Here is a 4805-nt window from a genome sequence, read left to right as displayed (position 1 = left end):
GAGGGGTCGGCCGCGCACTCGTCGAGGCGGCGGAGGAGGCGGCCTGGGAGCAGGAGCGCGCCTACATGCGCCTCGAGATCCGGCGCGACAACCTCGCCTCGCAGGCGCTGTTCGAGAGCGCGGGTTATCGGCGCTTCGGCGTGCTCTCGGACTACTACGAAGACCACATGGAGGCGCTGCGCTACGAGAAGACACTCTCTCCCGGTCTCAAGCCGGAGCTCAAGCGCGTGCCCTTCTACGAGCAAACGCTCGATTTCACCTGCGGGTCGTCGTCGCTGATGATGGCGATGCAGGCGCTGCGCCCCGCCCTCGAGCTCAATCGAACCCTGGAGCTGCGGATCTGGCGCGAGTCCACGACCATCTTCATGACCTCGGGTCACGGGGGCTGCGGCCCTCTCGGACTGGCCTTGTCCGCACAATCCCGAGGCTTTTCGGTCGAGGTCTTCGTGAACGATCCGGGCGTTCCGCTGGTCGACTCGGTGCGCAGTCCGGAGAAGAAGGAGGTCATGCGCCTGGTTCACGAAGACATGCTGGCCGAGGCGCAGCGCTTGGGCATCCCGGTCCACCAGGGCACGCTCAGCGTCGACGATCTCCAGCAACGCTGGGACGCCGGCTCGGTGCCCCTGGTCTTGATCAGCTCCTACCGTATCTACCGCGAGAAATTCCCGCACTGGGTCGTGATCACCGGCTTCGACGAGCATTTCGTTTATGTCCATGACCCCTATGTGGATTACGCCAACGGAGAGACCACGCTGGACTCGATCGATATGCCGATTCCCCGCGACGAATTCAGTCGCATGGCCCGGTATGGTCGGGTCGGGTTGCAGGCCGTCGTTCTCGTCTCCTGCTAAATCGCGTCCGGTGCGACATGCATCGTTCGCGTATGGATCGGAACGACCCTGCTGCGACCACCGTCGTCACTGACGCGATTTAGGATTTTTACTTTTCTTGTTCTTTAAATCGCGCCTGTGCCGAGGTGCGTTGGTGTGGATAAACCCGGAACCAAAATGCAACGCGACACCGACTCGACGAACGAGCGCGATTTAAATGGCTGAGCACCTGTTGTTGGTGGAGCAGCAAGGCGACTGGAAGCCGGGCTTTCCGCGTCTGCCCGTGGTGACCGCGCGCGACTATCTTGCGGGCGGCGAGCTGGCCTCCAAGCGCGATCTGCGGGTCATCAACCTGTGCCGCAGTTATCGCTATCTCTCGGTGGGGTACTACTGCTCGCTGCTCGCCGAGGCGCGGGGTCACAAGGTCATCCCGAGCGTGCGGACCATCCAGGAGCTCTCCAGCCGCGAGCTCTACAGCCTGGCCACCGAAGAGCTCGACGGGCTGGTGCAGCGTCTGCTCGGGCGACGCAAGACCTCGGCACTCGCCCCGACCGCCTATGAGCTGACCATCTGTTTCGGCCAGTGCGACGTCAAGGAGCTGCAACCGCTCGCGCGCGAGATCTTCGAGACCTTCCGCTGCCCGATCCTGCGCGTGGAGTTTCGCCGCCAAGGCACCTGGCGTATCGGGGCCATCAAGGCCCTGCCGCTGGCCGCCGTCACGGCGGACGGGGAGGGGCCTTTGTTTGCGGCGCTGGAGGGTTATCTCTCGCAGCGTTGGCGCCAACCGCGCGCACGTCTGTCCTATCGATACGACCTCGCCGTGCTGCACGACCCGGCCGAGGAGCTGCCGCCCTCCGACGGCAAGGCCCTGCAACGTTTCGTGAAGGCCGGCAAGGCGCTCGGCGTCAACGTCGAGCTGATCCAGCGCAAGGACTACAGCCGGCTCGCCGAGTACGACGCGCTCTTCATCCGCGAGACTACGCGCATCGGTCACCACACCTTCCGCTTCGCCAAGAAGGCCGACAGCGAGGGGATGGTCGTGATCGACGACCCCGACTCCATCCTGCGCTGCACCAATAAGGTCTATCTTGCCGAGCTCTTGGCCGCGCATCGCATCCCGCGGCCCAAGACGCTGGTGTTGCGCAAGGAGAATCTGATGGAGGCCGAGCAGCTGATCGGCTATCCGATCGTGCTCAAGATCCCGGAGGGATCCTTCTCGCGCGGTGTCTTCCGGGCGGAGGATCGCGCCGGATTGACGCGGATCGCCGGCAAGCTCTTCAAGGAGTCCGATCTGATCCTGGCGCAGGAGTATCTCTACACGCCCTTCGATTGGCGCATCGGTATCCTGGGTCGCCAGCCCTTCTATGCCTGCAAGTATCTGATGAGCCGCGATCATTGGCAGATCGTCAAACACGAGAGCGACGGTCGTCACGAGCAGGGCGGGTTCGAGACCCTGCCGGTCGAGGCCGTCCCGCCCGCCGTCATGAAGACGGCGCTGAAGGCGGCTGATCTGATCGGCGACGGGCTCTACGGCGTCGACCTCAAGGAGACGCCGGCCGGTCCGGTGGTGATCGAGGTCAACGACAACCCCAGCCTCGACGCGGGTGTGGAAGACAAGGTGCTTGGCGATCAGCTCTACGCCCGTTTGATCGGCGAATTCGTGGCACGACTTGACCGCCGGCGCTCCGGCAAACGCTGACTGGAACACAATGACTCTATCTACGGAATCTCGCCCGCAGAGCGTGCGTCTCTCGCGCGTGAAGGCGAACGCCCTCATCACGCCCGAGCAGATCGCCGCCTCGCCCCTGGCCCGTTATCGCACCTTGGTCGACGATTGGGACGCCTTCGCCGAGGCGCTCGGCCGGCCGCTGCCGCCCTGCATCTGGGCCAATCCGACGCGGATCTCGGTTGCCGAACTGGCCGACCTGCTGGCCGAGCAAGGTCTGGAGTCGCAACCGGTGCCTGGTCTGCCCGCTGCCTTGCGACTCCCCGAGGAGACCAAGGCCGGCCGAAACTGGTGGTACTGCGCCGGTCTTGCCCATGCGCAGGAGGAGGTCTCGCAACTACCCGCGATGCTGATGGACCTGGCACCCGGTCAGCGGGTGTTGGATCTCTGCGCGGCACCGGGCGGCAAGACCGCGCAGATCGCCTTCGCCCTGGGCAATCGCGGGACGCTCGTCGCGAACGACATCGCCCATGCGCGGATCAAGGCGCTCCAAGGCAATCTCGACCGGCTCGGAGTGGTCAACGTCACCACCACTTGCTGCGACGGCGCCAACTGGCCGAGTGCGAGCGGGCAATTCGACCGTATCCTCGTCGACGCACCCTGCTCGAGCGAGGGGACGCTGCGGCGCACACCGTCCTTGCTGCCACGTCTCGATCCGGACAGCGGGCTGCGCTTGGGTCCGCGTCAGCGGGCATTGCTGCGCAAGGCGGTGCAGCGCTGTCGTCCGGGCGGGCGCATCCTCTACTCCACCTGCACCTTCGCGCCGGAAGAGAACGAGCTGGTGGTGGCCGACATCCTGGCAGAGCATCCCGGTATGCTGCGCCTGGTCTCCGCATCGGTTCCGGGGTTCGTCGCGATGCCGGGTGTCACCCATTGGAACGGGCGGGAGCTTCCGCCCGAGCTGGCGAGCTGCCTGAGGATCTGGCCTCACCACCGCGACACCGGCGGCTTCTTCATGGCGATCCTGGAGAAGGATGCGGGCTACCCCGCGGAGCCGACGCCCGAGCCGGCCGTCCTGGACGACACGGATGCCGCCGAATGGCTCGCCGGTCTCGACGACAAATACGGCCTGGGCGGGGACTATTGGGCCGACTACCGCGCCAACCGCCAAACCCGACGTGGGTTGCACCTGATGGCCGCCGATCATGCGCCGCCCGCGGTACCCTTAGCCGAGTCGAGCGGTTTGTTCTTTCATCGCACCAATGTGCGACCGCCTAAGCCCAGCACAGGCGGATCTTTACTGTTCGGGCGCGATATCACGCGCTTCGGTGTTTCATTGGATACCGAGCAGCGCGATCGCTACCTGCGGCGCGAGATCTTCGACCCGACACCCGAGCAGCGGGCCGCAACGCCGACGGGGCAGATCATCGTGAGCTATCGTGGTCATGTGCTGGGCGTGGGCGTGCTGCATCGCTCCGGGGTCATCGAGAGTTTGTTTCCGAGCCGTTGGAGTGGCTGCGCGGCTTAAAACGCGTCCCGATGGTTTATGGGATGTTTTCGTGTTGTTTAGCCTTGGATCTGTCCGCTCGGCTTGGAGCGGACGCGTTTTAAGGTGATTTTAGGTAAAGGGTCTACCGAGGCGTAGGGGCGTAGGGGCGACTTTAGTCGCCCAAACAGGTCTTGCACCCACATGCAGTCGGAATACTTGTTTCCGGAATCGCCTGAGTCGATGTCATTTTTTGGGAGGGTTGTGAGCGATGCGGCGACGCGACAAGAGGTTCGAGGTTGCGGTGATGTTGGCTTGGCTCGGTTCGGGAGCCGCGCTGGCGCAGGAGCCGACCGGGCAAGAGGTGCAGGCGCCGACGCCCGTCGCTCAGCCGTCGGTCGAGTGGGCGATTGCGCCCGAAGGGTCGACTCTGCCGAACGGGACCGTGCTCGAGGAGGCGATCCTGTTGCCGCCGGGAACCCTACTTCCCGGCGGAGCAATTCTGCCGGGGGCGCCTGCCGCTGCGGATCGAAGCACGGACACGGTCCCTGCGGTCGCCCCGGGCGCGGCGCCCGAGCAGGTCTCGACGCCGGCGCAGGAGCCGGTGACTGCTCCGCCGCCGGAGCCCCTTACGGAGCGGCGGCTTCCCGGCCAGTCGACCCTCGGGGTTCCGCACGTCAGCGGAGGGATCGGTGCCTCCGAGCGCGAGGCGATGGAGCAAGTGAAGTCTCAGTACAACCTGCGGCTCTTGTTCGCCGTCGCCGGGTCCGGGGCCTATCTGTCCAACATCCGCGTGCAGATCCAAGACGCAGCCGGGCCGACA

At 65.2% G+C, this 4805-nt stretch carries 4 protein-coding genes; all 4 read left to right on the top strand.

Features of this window, described 5'->3' with window-relative positions; all coding sequences use genetic code 11:
• Positions 1–851, top strand: an 851-nt coding sequence (locus VLR48_RS02905) for a GNAT family N-acetyltransferase/peptidase C39 family protein (RefSeq protein WP_325290340.1), incomplete at its 5' end; no start/stop codon positions are given.
• Between the two features lie 196 nt (positions 852–1047).
• Positions 1048–2529, top strand: a complete 1482-nt coding sequence (locus tag VLR48_RS02900; RefSeq protein ID WP_325290339.1) for a RimK family protein — start codon at positions 1048–1050, stop codon at positions 2527–2529.
• A gap of 10 nt (positions 2530–2539) precedes the next feature.
• On the top strand, positions 2540–4024 hold the full coding sequence (locus VLR48_RS02895) for an RsmB/NOP family class I SAM-dependent RNA methyltransferase (protein ID WP_325290338.1): 1485 nt from the start codon (positions 2540–2542) through the stop codon (positions 4022–4024).
• 229 nt (positions 4025–4253) lie between these two features.
• Positions 4254–4805 (top strand): carboxypeptidase regulatory-like domain-containing protein (locus VLR48_RS02890; RefSeq protein WP_325290337.1); only part of this gene is annotated, 552 nt, incomplete at its 3' end.

It is taken from the genome of Thiocapsa sp., assembly GCF_035467215.1.
Taxonomy (GTDB): domain Bacteria; phylum Pseudomonadota; class Gammaproteobacteria; order Chromatiales; family Chromatiaceae; genus Thiocapsa.
The sequence above is the reverse complement of the archived record's forward strand: the minus strand, read 5'-3'. Positions and strand labels throughout refer to the sequence as shown.